This is a genomic window from Paenibacillus sp. FSL R5-0345 (assembly GCF_000758585.1).
In the GTDB taxonomy this organism is placed as follows: domain Bacteria; phylum Bacillota; class Bacilli; order Paenibacillales; family Paenibacillaceae; genus Paenibacillus_AQ.
Map to the genome: position 1 here is coordinate 2,356,397 of NZ_CP009281.1, position 20,554 is coordinate 2,376,950.

The 20,554-nt window shown below is 44.6% G+C and carries 17 protein-coding genes; 15 read left to right on the top strand and 2 right to left on the bottom strand.

The window, feature by feature from the left end; translation table 11 throughout:
* The first annotated feature begins 10 nt into the window (after positions 1 to 10).
* The 9 genes from R50345_RS10070 (at position 11) to R50345_RS10115 (ending at position 10,828) form a co-directional block, all read left to right on the top strand.
* The gene (locus R50345_RS10070; RefSeq protein WP_042126200.1) at positions 11 to 910 is read left to right on the top strand and encodes a fumarylacetoacetate hydrolase family protein; all 900 of its coding nucleotides are present in this window, start codon (positions 11 to 13) and stop codon (positions 908 to 910) included.
* A gap of 12 nt (positions 911 to 922) precedes the next feature.
* Positions 923 to 1,762 carry an amidohydrolase family protein gene (locus R50345_RS10075; protein WP_052414549.1) on the top strand — a complete coding sequence of 280 codons (840 nt, stop codon included), beginning with the start codon at positions 923 to 925 and terminating at the stop codon, positions 1,760 to 1,762.
* A gap of 49 nt (positions 1,763 to 1,811) precedes the next feature.
* On the top strand, positions 1,812 to 3,593 hold the full coding sequence (locus tag R50345_RS10080) for an IlvD/Edd family dehydratase (RefSeq protein ID WP_042126202.1): 1,782 nt from the start codon (positions 1,812 to 1,814) through the stop codon (positions 3,591 to 3,593).
* Between the two features lie 1,010 nt (positions 3,594 to 4,603).
* Positions 4,604 to 5,620 carry an NAD-dependent epimerase/dehydratase family protein gene (locus tag R50345_RS10090; RefSeq protein ID WP_042126205.1) on the top strand — a complete coding sequence of 339 codons (1,017 nt, stop codon included), beginning with the start codon at positions 4,604 to 4,606 and terminating at the stop codon, positions 5,618 to 5,620.
* Entirely contained in the window at positions 5,620 to 6,690 is a 1,071-nt protein-coding gene (locus tag R50345_RS10095) for a dihydrodipicolinate synthase family protein (protein ID WP_042126208.1), read from the top strand. Before R50345_RS10090 ends, R50345_RS10095 begins: the two co-directional genes overlap by 1 nt.
* Positions 6,691 to 6,814: 124 nt before the next feature.
* Positions 6,815 to 7,996 (top strand): MalY/PatB family protein, encoded by a 1,182-nt coding sequence (locus R50345_RS10100; RefSeq protein WP_042126210.1) that lies wholly within the window; start codon positions 6,815 to 6,817, stop codon positions 7,994 to 7,996.
* 117 nt (positions 7,997 to 8,113) lie between these two features.
* Positions 8,114 to 8,422 (top strand): hypothetical protein, encoded by a 309-nt coding sequence (locus R50345_RS10105; protein ID WP_042126212.1) that lies wholly within the window; start codon positions 8,114 to 8,116, stop codon positions 8,420 to 8,422.
* 43 nt (positions 8,423 to 8,465) lie between these two features.
* Positions 8,466 to 9,416 (top strand): nucleoside hydrolase, encoded by a 951-nt coding sequence (locus R50345_RS10110; RefSeq protein WP_042126214.1) that lies wholly within the window; start codon positions 8,466 to 8,468, stop codon positions 9,414 to 9,416.
* 158 nt (positions 9,417 to 9,574) lie between these two features.
* Complete coding sequence (locus R50345_RS10115; RefSeq protein WP_052414550.1) at positions 9,575 to 10,828, top strand: stalk domain-containing protein; 1,254 nt, start codon at positions 9,575 to 9,577, stop codon at positions 10,826 to 10,828.
* Positions 10,829 to 10,874: 46 nt separating this feature from the next.
* Here R50345_RS10115 and R50345_RS10120 read toward each other — a convergent pair whose 3' ends face one another.
* Entirely contained in the window at positions 10,875 to 11,423 is a 549-nt protein-coding gene (locus tag R50345_RS10120; RefSeq protein WP_042126215.1) for a hypothetical protein, read from the bottom strand.
* 130 nt (positions 11,424 to 11,553) lie between these two features.
* Between R50345_RS10120 and R50345_RS10125 the strand changes: the two genes are divergently transcribed.
* The 4 genes from R50345_RS10125 to R50345_RS10140 all read left to right on the top strand — a co-directional run bounded on the left by R50345_RS10125 (position 11,554) and on the right by R50345_RS10140 (position 16,503).
* Entirely contained in the window at positions 11,554 to 11,982 is a 429-nt protein-coding gene (locus R50345_RS10125; protein ID WP_042126217.1) for a hypothetical protein, read from the top strand.
* Between the two features lie 122 nt (positions 11,983 to 12,104).
* Positions 12,105 to 13,052, top strand: a complete 948-nt coding sequence (locus R50345_RS10130) for a radical SAM protein (RefSeq protein ID WP_042126219.1) — start codon at positions 12,105 to 12,107, stop codon at positions 13,050 to 13,052.
* A gap of 166 nt (positions 13,053 to 13,218) precedes the next feature.
* Positions 13,219 to 14,259, top strand: coding sequence for a bile acid:sodium symporter family protein (locus R50345_RS10135; protein WP_231574125.1), 1,041 nt, complete (start codon positions 13,219 to 13,221; stop codon positions 14,257 to 14,259).
* A 210-nt stretch (positions 14,260 to 14,469) separates the two neighbouring features.
* The gene (locus tag R50345_RS10140) at positions 14,470 to 16,503 is read left to right on the top strand and encodes a methyl-accepting chemotaxis protein (RefSeq protein WP_042126220.1); all 2,034 of its coding nucleotides are present in this window, start codon (positions 14,470 to 14,472) and stop codon (positions 16,501 to 16,503) included.
* 143 nt (positions 16,504 to 16,646) lie between these two features.
* Here the strand turns inward: R50345_RS10140 and R50345_RS10145 are convergent, their stop codons facing one another.
* Entirely contained in the window at positions 16,647 to 17,924 is a 1,278-nt protein-coding gene (locus tag R50345_RS10145) for a histidine--tRNA ligase (RefSeq protein ID WP_042126221.1), read from the bottom strand.
* Positions 17,925 to 18,281: 357 nt separating this feature from the next.
* Between R50345_RS10145 and R50345_RS10150 the strand changes: the two genes are divergently transcribed.
* Together R50345_RS10150 and R50345_RS10155 are read left to right on the top strand one after the other, a co-directional pair.
* Positions 18,282 to 18,935, top strand: a complete 654-nt coding sequence (locus R50345_RS10150) for an HD domain-containing protein (protein WP_042126223.1) — start codon at positions 18,282 to 18,284, stop codon at positions 18,933 to 18,935.
* Positions 18,936 to 19,020: 85 nt separating this feature from the next.
* On the top strand, positions 19,021 to 20,466 hold the full coding sequence (locus tag R50345_RS10155; protein ID WP_042126225.1) for a DEAD/DEAH box helicase: 1,446 nt from the start codon (positions 19,021 to 19,023) through the stop codon (positions 20,464 to 20,466).
* The last annotated feature ends 88 nt before the right edge of the window (positions 20,467 to 20,554 follow it).

The following is a 20,554-nucleotide window of genomic DNA, read 5'->3' on the forward strand; positions in this document are numbered from 1 at the left end:
AGTTATATAGATGAAGCTAATTACCTTTTTGCAAAAAGAGGATGATCATATGGGCGTTCTAACCGACCGTGGTGTGGTGGATATTGAGGCGGCACAGATTGCATTATCCACTCGGGCTGAGGTTCCAGTAACGGTTAATCAATTGCTTGATGGTGGGGAGGCTGCACTTAACCAACTGAGGATTTTTGTAAATGAGTTGCCTGATGAAGAGGTGAATCCATCCTGGCTGAAGCAGGTTGAAGATTTGACCTTCGGCCCTTGCGTTACTGATCCTGGGAAAATCATCTGTATTGGTCTGAATTACCGCCGGCACGCCGAAGAGACTGGGATGGCTATTCCCGAGTATCCTATCCTGTTCAATAAATTTAACAATACACTGACCGGACATGACTCGGAGGTTCCGCTTCCGAGGGCCAGCCACAAGGTGGACTACGAAGCAGAGCTTGGCATCGTCATCGGCCGAACTGCGAAGTATGTGGTTGAGGAAGAAGCACTGGATTATGTATTCGGGTATTGTGCTGCAAATGATTTGTCGGCGCGTGATTTACAGATGCGGACGAGTCAATGGCTAGCAGGAAAGTCTTGCGATAAATTTTCACCTATTGGGCCGTACTTAGTCACTGCAGATGAAGTGGGTGATCCTAATCAGCTCGATATTCAGTGTACAGTGAATGGCGAACTACGTCAGAACTCCAACACTTCGGACATGATTTTTAATTGTAAGCAGATTGTTAGCTATGTGTCCCAGTGCATGACCCTTTCACCGGGAGATATCATTCTGACTGGTACACCGGAAGGCGTCGTGATGGGTTACCCGGCAGAGGAACAGATTTATTTACAAGCTGGTGATGTGATCACAGTGCAGATTGAGAAGCTTGGTGCCATTACAAATACGATGGTTAGTGAATAGGAGGGACTGGGGATGATCTTCGATTGTCATACTCATTTGTTTGGACCGGGAATGGTCTCAGGGCCTACGGATGAGGCGATCAAACGAGCTTGGGGCTCGGATATGAATATCGAAGCAACCCCCGAGCAGCACCGGCGTAATTTGGAAGGCTTCTCTGGTGCTATCGTACTGGCGATGGCTGCGCATGCAACTGGACTTGTTGTACCTAATGCGTATGTCGCTGATTACTGTCGCACGGATCCAGATCGGTTATTCGGTTTTGCGAGTGTAGATCCCAATCATCTGGACTGTGTTGCTGAATTTGAGACTGCGATTCGTGAGATGGGGCTAAAAGGGCTGAAGCTTGCACCTATTTATCAGAATTTTTATCCTGATGATCCCAAGCATTATGCCCTCTATGCCAAAGCAGAACAGCTAGATGTTCCTATTCTTTGGCATCAGGGAACCTCTTTTGTACCGGAGGGTTATCTAGATGCATCAAAGCCGGCGATGCTGGATCCGATTGCCCGTGCTTTTCCGAAGCTGAAGATGATTGTGGCGCATATGGGCCATCCCTGGATTGATGAATGTATTTCATTGGTGCGTAAGCATCCTAACCTGTATATGGACGTTTCTGCGTTAGGAAGCAGGCCTTGGCAGTTCTACAATGCCCTGGTATCTGCTATGGAATACGGGGTGCAAGATAAAATACTGTTTGGGTCAGATTATCCGTTCTTTGGGACGCAGAAGATGCTAGATGCTATGTACCATATCAATGATCTAGTGGAGGGAACGAAGCTTCCTCATATTCCGCAGGAGTTTATTGAGAGCATCATGCATCGTCTAACACCGGAGATTCTTGGTTTTGTCTGAGGGATTTGTGCATGGTCTATAAGTGTTGTAGTTAAAAGGAGATGGGATCATGGGGGAGCGTAGGGACAGCGAGGATAAGCAGGCCGAATTCGGTGGAAAGTTGATGAGTGAAGCCTATTTTCAAGAAAAAGATTTATGGGGATTTATCCATCGTTCCTTTACGAAGTCTATGGGATATACCGAAGAAGATATTCGCAAGCCCGTAATCGGTATTTGCAACACCTTCAGTGAGCTGAATAAATGTCATTCACATTTTAATGAATTAGTGGATTATGTGAAGCGAGGTGTTTGGCAGGCAGGGGGAGTACCGATGGAATTCCCGACGATCTCGATTGGTGAGCCTTATGTGAAGCCTACAACAATGCTGCTGCGTAATTTGATGGCGATGGATACGGAAGAAATGATGAAGGGGCATCCCATTGATGGCGTAGTGCTGCTTGGAGGGTGCGATAAAACGGTACCCGCTCAGCTGATGGCAGCCGCTAGCGCCAATATTCCAGCCATTGTGCTGACAGGCGGTCCCATGTTAAATGGCCGGCTGGGCGGGCGTAGCCTTGGAGCATGTACAGATTGTTATGGCTTTACGCTGGAGCATAAAGCTGGAAATATTAGTGACGAAGCGCTGGCTGTGGCAGAGAATGCAATTTGCCGAAGTGACGGTCACTGCATGGTGATGGGCACCGCCAGCACTATGGCCTCGATTGCCGAAGCGATCGGTATGGCGTTACCAGGCTGTGCAGCTATCCCGGCGCCGGACAGCAGACGCAGACATATGTCCGAGCGGACGGGCAAGCAGATTGTAGAGCTAGTTCGTCAGGGCATCCGTCCTCGCGACATTATGACTGCGGCGGCGATCGAGAATGCGATCACAGTTACGATGGCGAGCGGTGGATCGACGAACGCAATCATCCATCTTGTTGCGATCTCCCAGCGGCTCGGGATGAAGCTGCCGTTAGAAACGTTTGACCGGATTAGTAGCCAGACCCCGTTCATTTTGAATTTGCGTCCTTCAGGCAAATATCAGATGGAGGAGTATTTTGAGGCAGGTGGCGTACCTGCGCTTATGAAGGAGCTGGAGCCGCTGCTGCATGGGGATTGCTTGACTGTAACAGGCAGAACGGTAACAGAAAATCTGGTTCAGGCGGAAACGCTGGACAGAGATGTAATTCGTACTTTGGAGGAGCCGCTGGACAGCCAAGGCGGGATTGCTGTATTGCGCGGGAATCTGGCACCGGATGGGGCGCTGATCAAGCAAACCGCTGTATCCGCTCATCTCAAAAAGCATATCGGACGCGCAGTAGTGTTCGAGAGTCCGTCCGATCTGAATGAGCGGATCGATGATCCTGATCTGGTCGTGGATGAGAACAGCGTGCTAGTCCTTAAGAACGCAGGACCGAAGGGCGCCCCAGCGATGCCGGAAATCGGGCAAATCCCGATTCCACAAAAACTGCTGAAACAAGGCATCCGCGACATGGTTCGCATCTCTGATGCTCGGATCAGCGGCACTTCCTATGGCGCATTGATTGTACATGCGGCTCCGGAAGCGGCTATCGGCGGAACGCTAGCTCTTGTGCAGGATGGCGATGAAATCGAGCTGGATATTTCCGCGAGGCGCTTAGAGCTGAAGGTGTCCGATCAGGAATTGGACCGACGGCGAGTTACATGGCAAGCGCCCAAGCCGCACTACGACAGGGGTTATGGCTTGCTGTTTCATGAGCGTGTGCTTCAAGCGAACCTCGGCTGTGATTTTGACTTTCTGCTGCCTGCGGAGCTTAGGAAAGAACTGCTTGGCGAGATGGAGTCGGCGCGCTCGAAATCGCGCCCGAAGTAATCTAATGCTTGCGTATGTGAAATAGTTGCACTTTATACAACTAAATTTCAACAAACCGTTGTCTGTAGGCTCATTTTAGTTTTTTAATTGCAGAGAATACAACTAAACTGGCATCTACGGGAACAGAAGTCGAAATAAGTGTATGAAATACACTTATATCGCAAGTATCGCGCATATCGCAAGTATCGCGCATATCGCAAGTATCGCGCGTATCGAACAAATCGCACATATCTATGGCGGAATGCTAGCTCTTGCACAAGGTGACGATGAAATTAAGTTGGATATTTCCGCGAGGCGCATAGAGTTAAAGGTGTCCGATAGAAGTTGCCAAACGCCGGGTTGCATGACAAACGCTTAAGTCACACTACGATAAGGGGTAGTATGAATTTACTAGATTGTCTGACTGAATTGGTTGAGCTGAGATAATTGCTTTGTTTTCTTTGATTGCATTTTATGCAATAGATTCTGCTCTAGAGTGGCTGAAATTTGATTCTATTGCACTTTCTGCAATGGAATTTCAGATAATCACCATTAAACGAGCTAATGGCCGGAATCTGATGTATGAAGTGCAATAGATTCATTTTTTAGCTAAGAATTTGGAGATTCTATTGCACTTTCTGCAATCAGGTAGCTAGTTTCCGATTTCGGCGAGAATGGATTGCGAATGTAGCAGCTGGTTTGTGAATGTAGCTAGTTAGTTTCCGATTGCAGCGAGCATGGATTGCTAATGTAGCAGCTGGTTTGCGAATGTAGCTAGTTGGTTCCAGATTGCAGCGAGCATGGATTGCGAATGTAGAAGCTGGTTTGCAGAATGTAGCTAGTTAGTTTCCGGTTGCGGCGAGCATGGTTTGTGAATATAGCTAGTTGGTTTCTAATCGAAGCAAGCTTGGCATTTGATTAACACGATTTTGGCTTCCGATTGCAGCAAGCAGCGTTTCCAATTACACCAATCTATAGGTCGCTTGTGGTAAAAGCGACAGACCAGAGTCAACGGAGAGGAGAGTTCAATGATGCGAACCGTTCAAGAGTTGGAGGATCGCTTGGCTAGTCCATCAGCAGCGCTGATTGAGGAACTTAGCCAGCTCGTTGGAGATATTATGCTACTAGGCGTGGGGGGCAAAATGGGACCCAGTCTCGCAAGGCTGGCGATGAATGCGATTCGCCAAGCGGGGATCGACAAGAAAGTCATCGGCGTTTCCCGCTTCTCGAATAAAGAGCTGAGACGAGAACTCGAAGAGGCTGGTGTCGAGATTATCTCCGCTGATTTGTCTGACGATAAAGCGTTGCAGGCACTCCCTGAAACCCAAAATATTCTCTATATGGCCGGAAATAAATTTGGCACGACCGGGAATGAACATTTTACTTGGATGATGAATGCTTATCTGCCGGGACGTGTAGCGGAACGGTTCCATAATTCACGAATGGTTGTGTTCTCTACAGGCAATGTCTACCCGTTTACTCCGGTCAGTCAAGGAGGAGCAACGGAGAGAACTTCTCCGAACGCGAATGGCGAGTATGGGCAATCCTGTCTGGGACGGGAGCGTATTTTTGAACATTTCTCTCATAAAAATGGAACGCCGATGTTCATTTATCGGCTGAATTACGCCATTGATCTGCGGTATGGTGTGTTACTGGAGCTTGCTCGATCGGTTAGAGAAGGTCTTCCCATTGATATCACGATGGGTCATGCCAATGTGATCTGGCAAGGGGATGCGAATGAAATCGCATTGCGAGCATTGCTACGTTGCAGTTCACCGCCTAATTTCATGAACATTACCGGACCAGAGACATTGTCACTGCGCTGGGCTGCGAATGAATTTGGCCGAAAGTTAGGCATAGAGCCGATCTTTACAGGTGAAGAAGCACCTACCGCACTGCTAAGTAACGCGGCAAAAGCCGCTGCTACCTTCGGCTATCCAAGGGTATCGCTGGCTGAAATGATTGACTGGATTGGTGATTGGGTAGGACAAGGTGGAGAAACCTGGAATAAACCTACGCATTTTCAGGAGCGGGAGGGCAAATATTAATGACACTGACAAGAGTACCTTTGACTTCGGAATTACATGCCGCGCTTCATGATGGATTGGCTATTCCTGCACATCCTCTCGCCTTAACTAAAGAGCGCAAGCTGGATGAGCAACGTCAACGGGCGCTTACCCGTTATTATGTTGCTTCCGGGGCGGGTGGAATCGCGGTTGCCGTGCATTCCACTCAATTCGAGATCAGGAACCCGGAAGTAGGACTACTGGAGCCTGTGTTGCGCCTAGCCGCGGAAGAGGTGGAACGTGCCCAGTTAGATCGTCCATTTATGAAAGTAGCGGGTATTTGCGGTGGGACGGAGCAGGCTGTTCTTGAAGCGCGCCTTGCCGCAAGCTTTGGTTATGAAGCGGGACTGCTCAGCATGGGAGGCCTGCAAACCTTGAGTGAGGAAGAATTGCTGGAACGAACACGCAGAGTGGCAGATATGATTCCGGTGTTTGGTTTCTACCTTCAGCCGTCGGTGGGAGGACGAATTCTAAGCTTTGATTTTTGGAAGGCATTCGCTGAAATAGAAGGCGTAATCGCCATCAAAATGGCGCCATTCAATCGTTATCAGACGCTGGATGTAGTCAGAGCTGTGCTTGAATCCAGCCGTAGCGAAGAAATTGCTCTGTACACCGGAAATGATGATAATATTGTCAGCGATCTGCTCACGACCTTCCGATTTATGGTGAACGGCAAGCCCGTTGAGAAAAAAATAGTCGGCGGCCTACTCGGTCACTGGGCAGTCTGGACGAGCAAAGCAGTACAGCTGCTTAATGAGATTAAAAAGGTCCGAAATGAACCCTCGTTGGCATCCCATTGGCTGACGCTCGGGGCTGAAGTGACGGATAGCAATGCGGCGATATTTGATCCTGCGCATCATTTTCATGGCTGTATCCCGGGTATTCATGAGGTGCTTCGCCAGCAAGGATTGCTTGAAGGGTTATGGTGTCTAAATCCGGAGGAGCAATTATCACCGGGACAAGTGGAGGAAATCAACAGAGTGCACAGGGACTATCCCCATCTGGTGGATGATGAATTTGTGGCAGCACATTTAGAAGAGTGGCTGCAATAAAAAATAGCTGTATGTGAGTTAAGGAGGACGCACTTTCGTAAGTGCGTTCTTTTTATCCAGAGTGCGATATCCTCCTCCTCATGATACAATAAGGGACAAGTTTATAAGGATGAGGTGACTTTAATTGAAGTATGATTTCGATCGCGTAATTGACCGCCGTAATACACGTTCTTACAAGTGGGACCAGTCCGAGAAGTTGTTTGGTGAGAAAGATATTATGCCGCTTTGGGTGGCAGACATGGATTTTGAAAGTCCTCCCGCAGTGAAGGAAGCGATTCTGCGCCGCGCAGAACAAGGGGTTTACGGTTACAGTGTACCTAGTGACTCTTATAAAGAAGCTATCACGTCGTGGTTCAGAAGACGGCATGATTGGGAAATTAAATCGGAATGGATTTCGGACTCTCCCGGAATTGTAACTTCCTTAAGTCTTTCCGTTGAGCTGTTTACCGAGCCGGGAGACGAGGTTATTTTACAGTCGCCAGTTTACTATCCTTTCTATGATGTCATCAAAATGAATGATCGGAAGGTTGCCAAGAATCCGCTTGTGATCCGAAATGGACGCTTTGAGATGGATTATGAGCAATTGGAAGTTCTGATGCAAGGCGGAGCAAAGCTGCTGCTCTTATGCAGTCCGCATAATCCGGGTGGTCGAGTATGGGAAAGAGAAGAACTGCTGAAGCTTGGTGAACTCTGTCTGCGTTACGGCGTGACTGTAATTTCCGATGAGATTCATTGTGATTTGGCGCTTCCGGGCTATGAGCATATCCCTTTTGCATCCTTATCAGAAGAAATTGCAAATATTACCCTTACCACCCTTGCCGCGACTAAAACCTTCAATCTTCCGGGTATTCAATCTTCTTTTATCGTGTCTTCGAATCCGGAATTGAAACTTAAGTTTGATCAAAAAATGAAAGCACTGAGCTTACATATGGCTAGCTTCTTCGCTCAAGATGCAGTACAAGCTGCTTATAATGATGGAGAAGAATGGTTGGATGAGCTATTAGAGTACGTTTCAGGTAATGTGGATTATGCGATTAGCTATCTGTCGGAGCATTTGCCACAGGTCCAAGTGATGCAACCGCAAGGCACCTATCTGCTATGGGTAGACTGCCGTGGGCTGAATCTGGATATTGATGGGCTTAAACAGTTAATGTACAAAGAGGCTAAAGTCGCTTTTAATGAAGGTTCTGTTTTTGGAACTGAGGGACAAGGTCATCTGCGGATCAATCTAGCTTGTCCTAGATCTATTCTAGTTGAAGCGTTAGAACGCTTTTGCCGAGCAGCAGCAGCTTATATAACGAAATAACAGCTATTTCTGAAGCTTGATGATTCCTTCTAAGGGAATCGTCGAGCTTCTTTATTTTGCAAAAGGGTAAAAAGAATAATAAAATGGAGTCCATTACGTCAAGCAGGAGGACTTCAAATGAAATGGGTAGCTCAGCTTCCGTATTATAAGATACAGCGGGAAATCAAGGATGGAGAACAACGAAGTTTTCCGTGTAATAGGCTAATGTATCTGTACAAAGATAGAATTGTAACTCGTCATCGTGAATTTCCAATAAAAGATATTTTAGATATGTCCTATCGCTCAATGGGGGATACTGGAGGTATGTTCTATCTACATACGAGTAAGGGCGTATATGCTTATTTAGTAGAGTGTGATCCTGAAAGTTTTATTCATACTTTTAAAGAACAGCAAATGAATAAAATTGAGCGTTCTGATAGGCCGTGATATGATAATCCATACGACATTGCACAAATGGGAGAGAACATAAATGAGTAAAACACGAATTATTATTGATGCAGACACAGGGATTGACGACGCACTAGCAATTCTATATGCCTTGCGTGCTCCAAATGTAATTGTAGAAGGAATTACAACTGTTTTTGGGAATATTGATGTCGAGAAGGCAGCTGACAATTCACTGCGACTGATTGAGCTTGCTAAACCAGATTACGAAATTCCTGTAGCGATCGGAGCATCCAAGGCACTCGTTCGTGAGCACTCAGGTTACGCCACTCATGTGCATGGTGAGAACGGCATTGGTAATGTGGAAATTGCACCATCTAGCCAGCGTCCCATTAGCGAAACTGCATCTGAGTTTATTGTTCGGATGGCTAATGAGAATCCCGGAGAAATTGTATTAGTTACACTGGCACATCTAACCAACCTCTCGATGGCGCTTGATATGGACCCTGGTATTAAGAATACTTTGAAAAAAGTAGTAGTGATGGGCGGTACGATCTTCAATCCCGGCAATAGAACACCGGTTGCGGAAGCGAATATTGCTGGAGACCCGGAAGCTGCTGATCATGTATTTACATCTGGACTTCCCGTTATGATGGTAGGTTTAGACGTTACGCTTAAGACGCGGATCACTCAAGAGCATATTGATTTATTAAATCGTTTTGGACGTGAAGAAAATAAAGCGATTATTTCGTTTATGGAACAATCGCTTACTCATTATTTTAATTTCTACCGTGAAGCGAACTTTTTGATCAACAGTGCACCGCTGCATGATCCGCTCGCGCTTATGGTTGCGCTGCAACCAGACCTTGTAACTTACAAAGAAATGAATGTTCGTGTGGAGCACAAAGGTGAGTTTACATCGGGAATGGTCGTAGCGGATTTGCGGGCTCAGCCAAAAGTGGGTAGCCCTATACAAGTTGCTGTGGATGTAGATGTTGAACGAGCGGTGGGGACTTTTTTGAGCGTGTTTATGTAGTTTAGTCGACTTCTTCTGATGTGAAAAATAATATCGAAGCTCATAGATGACAATCTATTAATTTTACAATTGGATAATCTTTGGTAAAATGGTAGAAGACATATAAAGAGTTTAAGAGATTACACTTCATATCATGGAAGATGGGAGACTTAACAGTCATGAACAAACGGATTGGTAAATTAGTCTTATGTCTGGCGATTTCGCTAGGCGGCACCACAGCTGTATTCCAAAATACTACACAAGCAGCCTCCGCTGGGGGAGTTAGTATTGTACTGGATGGTTATGCACTACCGTTTCCAGTAGAGCCTGTTGTGATGAACGGAACCACGATGGTCCCATTCCGAGCGATATCTGAAGCATTGGGGATCAACGTAGAGTGGAATCAAGCCCTTAAGAAAATTACCGTGACCAAAACGGATACAGCGGGTACTAAAGTGGTAACTTTGACCCTGGGTAGCAAAAATGCAGGCGTAAACGGCGAAGTTGTGAAGCTGGGGGTTGCCCCGCAAACGATCCGCAATAACACGATGATTCCGCTTAGCTTCTTCGGCCAGCAGTTTGGTGCGGGCGTAGCATGGGATCAAGCGACGAAGACCGTCTCAATCACTTCACCAAAGACGGGTATGTATAAGCTTGGTTTCTATGCGCTTAGTTCATACAGCGAAATTTCGTTGCTTTCTAGCTTTGATGCTGTAGCTTTTGGGTGGAGCGGAATTGATAAAACCGGACAATTCACCACGACAGGCACTGACTTTAGATGGCCCCAAGCTGCTGGGGATGTAACTCCAGAGTCTATTATCTCAAATGCAGCAGCAGGGGGCACAGCGCCTTATCTGATGGTCTTTTCGGGTGATACTGCATCCGAGCTGACGAAGAACCTGGAAGATAAAGTGCTTCAAGAGCAGACGATTACAGGAATTGTCGATCTGGCTACACAAAAGGGCTTTCAAGGAGTTACGCTGGATCTTGAGGGACTGGGTTTAACAGGAGATAAAGCAAAGGTGCAAGCCGATTATAATGCTTTTGTGAAGAATCTGTCTCAAAAAGTACACGCAGCAGGTCTTAAGCTTACTGTGATCCTTCATCCATTAAACAGCTCTTATAAAGGTTATGATTACAAGACGCTAGGCAGCCTAGCAGATGATTTGGTCATTATGTCTTATGATTATTTGAAAGAGAAAAAAATTCCAGAGCCGATGAGTTTAGTTGATGAAGGCATCCGGCTTGCACTTCAGCAAGTAAGTAAGGATAAGCTGATTCTGGGTATTTCCGTTTATAGTGAGAATGAAACTTCAGTGAATTCTAAGGTTGGACTTGCCAAACGTTATGGTCTTAAAGGGATTGCGATCTGGCGCGTTGGCTTGATTGGGCAGCCTGTCTGGAATGAGATGGGGAAATCGGTGGAGTTGTAAGGAAATGTGATATGAAAAGAAACAGGCTGCCATCTGGCAGCCTGTTTTATTTATACATACCATTCTTAATGGACTCGATGGTGGTGAACATCTGTGAATATACAGATTTAATATTGGGTTCATTTACTTTGTCGTTATAAATACCGTATTCCCAAGATCTAAATTTTTCACCATTATGGAAATAGCCTGTGACATACATATTATTATTAAAATTTGTTAAAGAAGAGTGCTCATACGATACGTCTTCAAGAACAAACGGCATAAATGATTTCGTAGCTCCAATAAAGAAGAAAGGAATTCCTGCCTTTGTATATACTTTAACATACTTGTTGTCGTCCGCTTCTTGCAGATGCTCCTTCATAATTATTACGGCATCATAATTAGAGGAGAGCTTTGTATAATCTTCTAATTCATCAAAGGAAATACTGGTGAAGCGGATCTGATCTTCTCTTACTTTCGGGACTTCGCCAACAACGCCTACGGATAGGCCTTTTCCTGAGTACAGCGGTGTATCAACCGTATCAGCATTAGATGTACAGCCTGTAACAAATATGAATATTAGGATAATGAGTGCGTTTCGAATGATTCTCCTCATTTTTTGGCTCCTTTCAAGCGTTCTGCATGAGTTGTGTTAGCTTACAATAAAGCATTATACTGGAAAATAATGGTGTGGACCAGTAAATGGGTCATGGACTTCGAACAACATGATTCTGAGGAGGGTTATTTTGCATCCAATTACAGCAATAGAAATCATATTTTCGGTTGTTTTTGTCCTCATTCTATTTGGAGTAGCCTTGTTTTTACCCCATAAGATTAGGAAGCCTAGTTTAATTATAGTATCTTCAATCACTGTACTTTTGTTATTATCCTTCGCTATTCGCCCCTACTGGATTGACTATCAAGTATCCCGAAAAACAGAACAACTCAATCACTATTTGGAGGAGAGATACCCTAATCAAGAATGGGAAATTAGTCGACAAGTAGGTAGACAATATAATCCTTATCATTTACAAGTAAGATTTAAAAACGAAAAAGGTTGGATTTATATTTATTCAGTAGTAAATGAGAAGAAAATTCACCAGAGTGTTTGGATACCACCAGGAGGTAAGTTTTTCGAAGAAGGAAAACATTACGAGAGTTATCAATTGGAGTAATTGCTAAGTAGATGAAATATTCGACTGTTATAAACCTCACATTAACCTATGCCATAAACCTTTATAATCTCTAAGGTTGAACTCTTGAACCAAATTCATTTTTTAAAGGAGGACTTTAGAGTATGAGATATAAAGCATTGGAATTAGACAAACCGCTAACTTATGAGCTGGAAGGCTTAGAAATAGGAGTCACCTCGAACTGTAATTTTCGCTGCGATTATTGTTGTGCTTATAATAGAAATGATGGACAAAGTATCAAAGCCAAAGAGGTCATCCGGATTCTTGAAGAGCTTCCGGGTCTAAAAAGAGTGCGTTTATCAGGTGGCGAGGTCACATTAAAGTTCGATGACTGTGTAGAGATTGTAAACTACTGCTCATCCAGAGGGATTCAGACACAGCTCAATTCTAACGGTAGTCTTTTAAATGCTGAACGGATTGATCAATTGGTCGCTGCCGGATTAACGACGATACATATTTCCTTCAATTTTACTACAGCGGATGCGTTCTCTCGTTATTATAATATTCATCCAAGCATCTATGAGAAAATAAGAGAGAACATTACTTTGTTCGCTGCCACAAGTGTAGATACGGTGCTGGAGACACTATTGTTCAGTGAAACGCAGGATAACATGAAGGAAATTAGTGATCATGTCTATGCTATGGGCGTCAGAACACATGAGATTCAGAACAGTATTATCATGGATCATACCGGCTGGAAATCAATTGCTGCCCGCGAACAATTAAAGAACGCTGTAAGTGAACTGATAGCACAGAAGAAAGAGGATACAATCCTGTATTTCACCTGCATGGACCGCTTTATGGATGCGCTTGGCTTCGAGGAGCAACCGGGCGTTTATTTTCCTCACTGCATAGAGGGCAAGAAACAGCTTCATCTACATGGAAATGGGGACATTTTGATCTCTGAATTGTGCCACCCGGTTATTATCGGAAACATTTATCAGGGGACTTCACTGAAGGACTTGTATAGTAACATGCCCGCGCCTTTGGCTCAGTTCCTTGATAAACTGCCATGCCCAGCACTGGACGCATTGTTTCCGCAAGGTGTTTAAACCGTTTAGCGATTCTATAGAAATTACTTCTAGGAGCCAATTTTAATAATTGGTTCCTTTTTGTGTGGTGGATTAATGGAAAGTCCTGTATGATCTCTGTAAGCTTATAGAGGCGGTTACAACTTAAATTTGCAGATAAGGAATGTATGACATCCATACATATGGTATGCGACACATGCTTACGAATATAAGAAATGGACTCAACAAATCCAATGTTGTACTCGAAAAAATCATGCCATTATTAACACCTACTGCCATCGTGGTTGGCGTACTTAATGAAAGCAGACTGCTACCGTTCACAGGTCTTGTTCCTTGGATTTTCGCCTTTATGACATTGATCGGAAGCTTGAAGTCCAATCTCAAGGATCTGCTGGGTGTACTGCTGAAACCACAGAAGCTGATAGTGTTGATGATCATTCTCCATATCGTGATGCCGCTTATCGGCTGGCTCGTTGCAAGTGCTGTCTTTCCAGAAGATCCCTACACTGTGACTGGATTTGTACTGTTGTTCGCAATCCCTACGGGTGTCGTTAGTGTGGTGTGGGTATCCATATATGGAGGGAATATTGCACTGACTTTGGCACTTATTCTGATAGATACACTCGTATCACCGATTGTCGTTCCGGGTACCTTGTATTTGCTCATGGGAGCAAGTGTGGAAATTCAGCTGGGGGAAATGATGAAAGGGCTCCTATGGATGGTTGTCATTCCTTCGCTGGTCGGTATGCTTCTGAATCAATGGACAAAGGGCAAGGTGAATACGGTATGTGGACCGCCGCTTTCCCCGTTTGTAAAGGTTGGATTGTTTATGGTCGTTTCTATTAACGGTGCCAGCATTGCTCGTTATCTGAAACACCCGGATAGTAAATTAGCGATTATTATTGGCGTAACTTTCTTAACGGTAGTTCTTGGATATGTAATCGGAGCCTTGGTATCACGCCGTTTCCGCTTTAGCTATGAAGATTCTGTGGCTGTGCAATTTAATTCCGGCATGCGTAATTTAAGCGCGGGTGCTGTGCTCGCAGTAAAATATTTCCCTCCGGCTGTTGCACTCCCTGTTATTTCAGGAATGTTATTTCAACAAATACTCGCCGCAATGTCTGGTCTATTTTTACGGAACAGAACTAAAAGCGCCTTAACGGGTGGTGCAGTCACGCAAGTGAATACAGTTTCCCAGTCAGAACAGCCTATTTCATCACAGCGGTAAAACAGGTCTTATTAACTATTCCATAAAAAGTGTCCAAACTTGTAGAACTAGATTTTTTTCATTTATATGCAATAATTCGACATTTTTTGATATTTTCCGTATTTTCGCTTAGTCAATATTCACTAATTTATCATGATATCCGATAGTAATTGTATTATTTACAATTGCTTTGTTCATGAATGAGCAAGTTGTCGGAAGGATGAGAAGCGTATGAAGATTCGCCTTAAGCTATCATTTATGTTGATAGGAGTAACCCTGTTATGTATAACGGTAATGGGAGTATTTACGTATTTGAAGTCAACTCATGCGATTGTGAGTCTTACTGAGAATTCAATGAAGCAGGTCAATACGAATAAAGCACAGACCATATCGTCTATGATTTCGAAAGAGCAGAGAAGTATTGAGCTTATTGCCGGTAGGTCGGAAATTGTCGAATTGCTGCTTCAAGCAGGAAACGGCGGAGTTAGCAAAGGGGATAAGCTTCAGAATGAGGTGAATATCAGCCTTCAGGAAATCGTGGAGGCTGCAGGAAACCTTGAACATGTTTTTGTTAGTGATATGAAGGGCATCGCTGTGGCTGACAGTGACATCAAGCTTATAGGTACGGATTTTAGTGATAGAAATTATTCGAAGAAAGTAATGGAGACTGCGGCGCCGGTAATTAGTGAAACGCTGAAATCGAAATCTACTGGAGCTTATGTGGTGGCTTTTGTGCATCCAGTTAAGAGTAACGGAAAGATGATTGGATATGTGGCTTCAGCGGTTTCAGCAGATAGTATGATTAAGTATTTGGCAGATGCAAAAGTAGTAAATACAACGACCTCGTATGCTTATCTTCTCGATGAGAACGGGAATACACTGTATCATCCGGATAAGAAGCAGGTAGGACAACCTGTTGCCAATGACCAAATCATGGCTGTTGTGAAGCGTGTGAAATCTGGTGAAAAAGTAGAAGATAGCCTTCTTAGTTATACATATAATGGTGTGGATAAAAAATCAGCCTATACAGTTATGCCGGAGACCAACTGGTTGCTGGGGTTAACTGCTAATTTAGATGAAATTACGAAGCCAGTGAATGAGATGAGAAACTTTAATCTGGTGTTAGGTGCGGGAAGTTTGATTATAGCATTGCTGATTGCTTTATATTTTGCCCAAAAAATCTCTTCACCGATTGTTAAACTGACAGAGTTGATAAATAGAACGGCAGAGCTGAATTTGACGTATGACGCCCAGTATGAGTATCTGACGAAAAACAAGGATGAAACCGGGACGATCGCCAAAGCAATGCTCCGCACACGTGCTATTCTTCGTGATATGGCTGGCAGTCTAATTACGATCTCAAGCAAAGTGCTAGATAATGCGGAAACGCTTGAGAAGCTGTCCATAGATGTTCGAGAGAATGCACATGACAATTCAGCAACTACACAGCAGCTATCGGCTGGGATGGAGGAGACAGCAGCTTCAACACAAGAGATGACGGCAGCGATTACTGAAATTGATATTAATGTGTCCGAGATCTCCAGTAATGTGAAGGAAGGCGCTGAAGTTTCCAAACAGATCAGTGAGCGGGCGATGGTGTTACAAGATGAGGCGTTAGAGTCTACGGATAATGCTAAGCGAGTGTATGAATCTGTTCGTATCGATATGGAAAAAGCAATTGAACAGTCGAATGCGATCTCAGAGATTAATGTACTGGCGGATACGATTCTATCGATTACTAGTCAGACCAATCTGCTTGCTTTAAATGCAGCGATTGAAGCGGCCAGAGCCGGTGAGGCAGGTAGAGGATTTGCTGTTGTAGCTGGTGAAATCCGCAAGCTGGCTGAGAAATCGTCAGAGACAGCGGCTGGAATTCAAGGAGTCGTTTCCGGCGTATACACTTCTGTTGAGTTAATGAAGGAAAATTCAGAGGCGTTACTCGCTTTTATAGACCAGAATGTTCTTGGGGATTATGAGCGCTTAACGGAGGTGAGTCAGCAATATAATAGAGATGCTACTACAGTGAATATGTTGATGAATCAATTCGAGACTGCGGCCGATCATCTAAGTATGGCGGTATCCAGTATATCTATTGCAGTCAATGAAGTGGCTGCTACAGTAAATGAGGGGGCTATCGGTATCCAGGATATTGCGGTAAAAACTGCCGATATCGTAGAGAAAACTTTCCATGAAGTTACGGTGGCTGACGAGAATACCCAAAGTGCCAAAGAGCTACAGGGGCTGGTAGATCGGTTTAAGATCTAAGAAGGATTAAGGGAATCTTTATCTGTCATTCATAAAATATTAAGCTTGCAAGGTTATAGTACATGTATAACCTCCCTTAATATATAACTTGCCCCGCCGGTGATCGGCGGGGTCTTTTTTTGAGCAGTACTTAAGAATGATCCTTATTTAGTGATGAGATAAATAGCTTCATCCAGCGGAACGATAACCTCTGTTTGTTCTTCCATATCCTTCAGACGTACTTTATCGACACTGGATTCGCTCTCGCCGATCAGTATAACGTAACGGATGTTTTTGGATGAGGCTGTGGCGAGCTGCTTTTTTAATTTTCTTTTTCCGGATACGAGAGTGGTTCTTATAGAACAAGCACGTAGCTCGGCTGCTGCAATCAAAGCTTGTGGGAGTGTCTCACCAATCGGAATGACCATAACATTAGCTGCTCTATTTTCTTGGGTAGGTCGTTCTGCTAAGAGTGCCATGATTGACTCCATACCAAAAGACAACCCCACCGTAGGATATTGAATATCCTCTCTGCCCACTAGCTGTCCGATAATCGCGTCATATCTGCCTCCGCCACCCAAGCTTGAGGCGAAGGAACCAGATGCATCAAAGATCTCGTAAACTGTTCCTGTGTAGAATGAAAGACCTCGGGATAAGAAAGGATCGAAGCGGCAAGTCTCCTGTAGTCCGATGTCTTGGATTAGATTTTGCAGGACGAGAACCTCTGACGCACCCGGTTGTGTTGTGAGATTGTATTTGTCGCATAACTGCTCAAAGCTTGGATTGTCCATTTCGATAAGTGCTAGAATCGCTGAGATGGTTGCAGATTCAAGCCCTTTGGCGATCAACTCGTTCTCGACTCCGCTAATGTTGATTTTTTCAAGTTTATCAAGAGTAAGCATAACGGATAGTTGCTCTTCAGCAGGTACGCCAATGGACTCCAGAATCTCACTGAGAAAACGTCGGTTATTCCATTTTAGGATGATAGGGATGCCTAGCTTACGGAAAGCTTCGGTAGCTAGCTGCATCAGCTCTGCTTCAGCCTCAGGGCCGGAAATGCCGACCACATCGACATCACATTGCAGGAATTCACGCAGACGCCCGCGTTTCACAGGTCCATCTCGGAACACTTTTCCGATCTCATACCGCTTGAAGGGGAACTCTATTCCTGGATTTAAAGCGATCACTTTGGCAAAAGGGATGGTCAGATCATAACGTAACCCCAGTTTGCGGTTGCCTTGATCCGTGAGCTGGTACATTTCTTTGAGAATTTCATCCCCGCCTGCATATTTCGAGGTCAGTAACTCCAATTCATTTAATAGTGTCGTATCCATCGATTCAAAATCATAGAGCTCAAACAAGTCCTGCAGCGTATTTTGAATGTTCTTTCTGAGCGCTTGCTCTTGACTGAAGTAATCATAAGTTCCTTTAATGTTTTGCATCATTAGTAGCTCCTTTTATATTGGCATAGTTTAGAAAATAAAAAAACGCGCAGGACCTCTTGGTCCTGCGCGTGATCTATGCCGCAGGGAGGCCAACGCGAGTAGCGTTAGCCTCCCTGAAAAAATTCAGGAGTGCTAACGCTGTTTGTGATAATAATGAAGTTGATTCAGCATGATTGTATTTGTATTCATCAGAACCAATTCCCTTCGAAATTTTGATTACTGCCGATTATAGCGGATCATTTGGAGTCATGCAAGTAACAATTTATAATAGCTTCGATTTCTTGTGGGCGAAAAGACCAGTTATCAGCTATAATAGGGCTTCGATATTCCTTAAGGAAAGGGAGTTTTTCTACGATGAATGAATCTTTAATTATAGCTCGGACCGAAGATTTTGTTAAAGAACAACTTGGACAAGACACTACGGGTCATGACTGGTGGCATTCCGATAGAGTGCGCAACACCGCCGCTGAAATTGCCAAGATCGAGAGCGCAGATGTATTTGTCTGCACGATGGCCGCCTTGCTGCATGATGTTGCTGACGAGAAGCTTAATCCGTCTAAAGAAGAAGGTTTGCTTAAAGTGCGTACTTGGCTTTCTTCAAACCTTACAGATGAGGAACAAATTAATCATATTATGATGATTATTGAGACGATGTCCTTTAGTGGTGGCGGTGGAGAACCGATGCAGACGCTTGAAGGCCAAGTGGTCCAAGATGCCGATCGACTTGATGCGCTTGGTGCGATTGGCATTGCCAGAACCTTTATTTTCTCAGGGGCGAAAGGTCGTCCAGCTTATGATCCGGGAGTGTCTCCAAGAGAGGAATCGCTTCAAAAGGAGTACAGGGATTACAGCAAAGGAACGGCTATCAATCATTTTTATGAGAAGTTATTAAAGTTAAAATTCCTGATGAATACAGCCTATGGACGCAAGTTAGCAGAAGAACGGCATGATTTCATGCTTAATTTTCTGGACCAGTTCTATAAGGAATGGAATCAAGGGAGCCAATAGCTGTTATAATGATAAGTATGCACAAGATGAAGGATCGCGGAGTTTCCGCTTTAACCAGAACAATCGGCATAGAAGAGGTTGAACGATGAGTGAATTGCAATTTAGAGATTATGAGTTAAACGAAGACATTATTAAAGCGCTGGATGTCCTAAAATATGAGACGCCAACAGAAGTTCAAAGCAAAGTGATCCCTGTAGCTCTTCAGCAAAAGGATCTGATCGTTAAATCGCAAACGGGTAGTGGAAAGACGGCAGCTTACGGAATCCCGGTCTGTGATTTGGTGGATTGGGTGGAGAATAAGCCGCAGGCTTTGATTCTAACGCCTACTCGGGAGCTTGCCATGCAAGTGAAAGAGGATATCACCAACATTGGACGATTTAAACGGGTTAAGGCCGTGGCTCTTTTTGGTAAGCAGCCTTTTGCTCCACAAAAAATTGAACTTACCCAAAAAACACATGTTGTCGTAGGGACGCCTGGACGTGTGTTCGACCATATTGAAAGAGGTACGCTTCCGCTAAATCGGATCAAGTATTTGATCATCGACGAAGCAGACGAAATGCTGAGCATGGGGTTCATTGAGCAGATCGAAAAGATCATCAAGCAGCTGCCCCAAGAACGAGTGACTTGTGTTTTCTCCGCTACATTACCGGAAGTGATTAAGAATTTGTGCCGGAAATATATGAGCGATCCAACGGAAATTGAGATTCAAGCAAGTGGAATTACAACCGCTACAATTGAACATGCGTTGATCGAAGTGAGACAAGCTGCCAAATTCTCGCTGTTGAGCGATATTATTACGGTGGAGAATCCGGACAGCTGTATTATCTTTTGCCGTACACAAGAACAGGTGAATGCGGTATTTAGAGGGTTGGCTGATCTGGAATATCCTTGTGATAAGATCCACGGGGGGATGGAGCAGGACGAGCGTTTTGAGGTCATGAATGCTTTTAAAAGAGGGCAGTTCCGTTATCTAATCGCTACAGATGTAGCGGCTAGAGGTATTGATATCGAGAACATCACTCACGTGATTAATTACGATATTCCGCTGGAAAAAGAAAGCTACGTGCATCGTACAGGCAGAACGGCTCGTGCAGGTAAGACAGGTAAAGCAATCACTTTCGTCACTCCGAATGAGCAAAAATGGGTGAAGGAAATCGAAGGCTATATTGGCTTCAGCCTCCCACCTATGAAAGCTCCCTCGGATGATGCCGTTGCTTACGCGAAGGAAGCGTTTGAGCAGAAGATTAACAAGCAGCCTGTCCGCAAGAAGGACAAAAGCGAGAGCTTGAACAAAGAGATCATGAAGCTGTACTTCAACGGTGGCAAGAAAAAGAAGCTAAGAGCCGTGGACTTTGTCGGCACAATCGCGAAGCTTGAGGGTATATCTGCAGAAGATATCGGTATAATCTCGATTCAGGACAATGTGACCTACGTGGATATTTTGAACGGTAAAGGTGCAATGGTATTGCAAGCGATGAGAGAGACGACCGTGAAGGGTAAGCAGCTTAAAGTGCATATTGCGAAGAAATAAGTACGTGAATAGCGATTTATCGCGGATCACCATTCATAAGTGCCGCTATTGAGGCGGTTTATATTAAGAGGGAGTCGTGTTCTTTACG

Bases quoted from the DNA above. Each gene is read 5' to 3' on its own strand.
- R50345_RS10140 (WP_042126220.1), top strand. From the start codon at position 14,470: ATGAAGATTCGCCTTAAGCTATCATTTATGTTGATAGGAGTAACCCTG.
- R50345_RS10095 (WP_042126208.1), top strand. From the start codon at position 5,620: ATGACACTGACAAGAGTACCTTTGACTTCGGAATTACATGCCGCGCTT.
- R50345_RS10075 (WP_052414549.1), top strand. From the start codon at position 923: ATGATCTTCGATTGTCATACTCATTTGTTTGGACCGGGAATGGTCTCA.
- R50345_RS10120 (WP_042126215.1), bottom strand. From the start codon at position 11,423: ATGAGGAGAATCATTCGAAACGCACTCATTATCCTAATATTCATATTT.
- R50345_RS10110 (WP_042126214.1), top strand. From the start codon at position 8,466: ATGAGTAAAACACGAATTATTATTGATGCAGACACAGGGATTGACGAC.
- R50345_RS10155 (WP_042126225.1), top strand. From the start codon at position 19,021: ATGAGTGAATTGCAATTTAGAGATTATGAGTTAAACGAAGACATTATT.
- R50345_RS10070 (WP_042126200.1), top strand. From the start codon at position 11: ATGAAGCTAATTACCTTTTTGCAAAAAGAGGATGATCATATGGGCGTT.
- R50345_RS10080 (WP_042126202.1), top strand. From the start codon at position 1,812: ATGGGGGAGCGTAGGGACAGCGAGGATAAGCAGGCCGAATTCGGTGGA.
- R50345_RS10105 (WP_042126212.1), top strand. From the start codon at position 8,114: ATGAAATGGGTAGCTCAGCTTCCGTATTATAAGATACAGCGGGAAATC.
- R50345_RS10150 (WP_042126223.1), top strand. From the start codon at position 18,282: ATGAATGAATCTTTAATTATAGCTCGGACCGAAGATTTTGTTAAAGAA.
- R50345_RS10135 (WP_231574125.1), top strand. From the start codon at position 13,219: ATGCGACACATGCTTACGAATATAAGAAATGGACTCAACAAATCCAAT.
- R50345_RS10145 (WP_042126221.1), bottom strand. From the start codon at position 17,924: ATGCAAAACATTAAAGGAACTTATGATTACTTCAGTCAAGAGCAAGCG.
- R50345_RS10130 (WP_042126219.1), top strand. From the start codon at position 12,105: ATGAGATATAAAGCATTGGAATTAGACAAACCGCTAACTTATGAGCTG.
- R50345_RS10115 (WP_052414550.1), top strand. From the start codon at position 9,575: ATGAACAAACGGATTGGTAAATTAGTCTTATGTCTGGCGATTTCGCTA.
- R50345_RS10090 (WP_042126205.1), top strand. From the start codon at position 4,604: ATGCGAACCGTTCAAGAGTTGGAGGATCGCTTGGCTAGTCCATCAGCA.